Here is a 974-nt window from a genome sequence, read left to right on the forward strand (position 1 = left end):
ATTTTGACGAACCGTGATCTTCGTTTCGTTAAGGATTATTCGACTGTCATTGAAACAGTAATGACAACAGAAGAACTCGTGACAGCAAAAGTTGGTACGTCCCTCGCAGAAGCAGAACAGATTCTCCATAAGCATCGCATCGAAAAGTTACCACTCGTTGATGAGAACGGTGTGTTAAAAGGATTAATCACGACAAAAGATATCGAAAAAGTCGAACAGTATCCACATGCTGCGAAAGATCAATTCGGTCGTTTACTTGTCGCAGCAGCTGTCGGTGTGACGAAAGACGCTTCAACACGTGCGAAGTTCCTGGTCGATGCAGGTGTTGATGCACTCGTCGTCGATACAGCTCACGGTCACTCAGAAGGTGTTCTCGTCAAGGTACGTGAATTACGTGAAGAATATCCAAACTTACCAATCATTGCAGGCAACGTTGCGACTGCAGAAGCAACACGCGATTTGATTGAAGCCGGTGCCTCTGTCATTAAAGTCGGTATTGGACCTGGTTCGATTTGTACGACACGTGTTGTCGCAGGTGTCGGTGTACCACAAATCACAGCCGTCTTCGATTGTGCGACAGAAGCACGAAAACACGGCGTTTCGATTATCGCTGACGGTGGCATTAAGTACTCTGGGGATATCGTGAAAGCACTTGCTGCTGGTGGTCACGCTGTCATGCTCGGAAGCTTGCTTGCAGGAGTAGAAGAGAGCCCAGGTGAGATGGAGATCTATCAAGGACGTCAATTCAAGACGTACCGTGGTATGGGTTCTGAAGCATCGATGAAACGCGGTAGCCAAGACCGTTACTTCCAAGAAGCAGACAAGAAGTTCGTTCCAGAAGGAATCGAAGGAAGGGTCGCTTACCGTGGTAAACTCGGTGACTCAGTGTACCAACTCGTCGGTGGTATTCGTTCAGGTATGGGATACTGTGGTGCTGCGACGTTAGAAGAATTGCGTGAAGAGACACAGTTCAT

General features: G+C 47.8%; 1 protein-coding gene. It reads left to right on the forward strand.

The genetic code is table 11. The annotated features are described in order from the left end of the window. Positions 1–974: IMP dehydrogenase (gene guaB, locus B3M90_RS00095; protein WP_290781996.1), on the forward strand; the 974-nt coding region annotated here is incomplete at both ends.

The organism is Exiguobacterium sp. UBA6309, assembly GCF_002439205.1.
Lineage (GTDB): Bacteria > Bacillota > Bacilli > Exiguobacteriales > Exiguobacteriaceae > Exiguobacterium_A.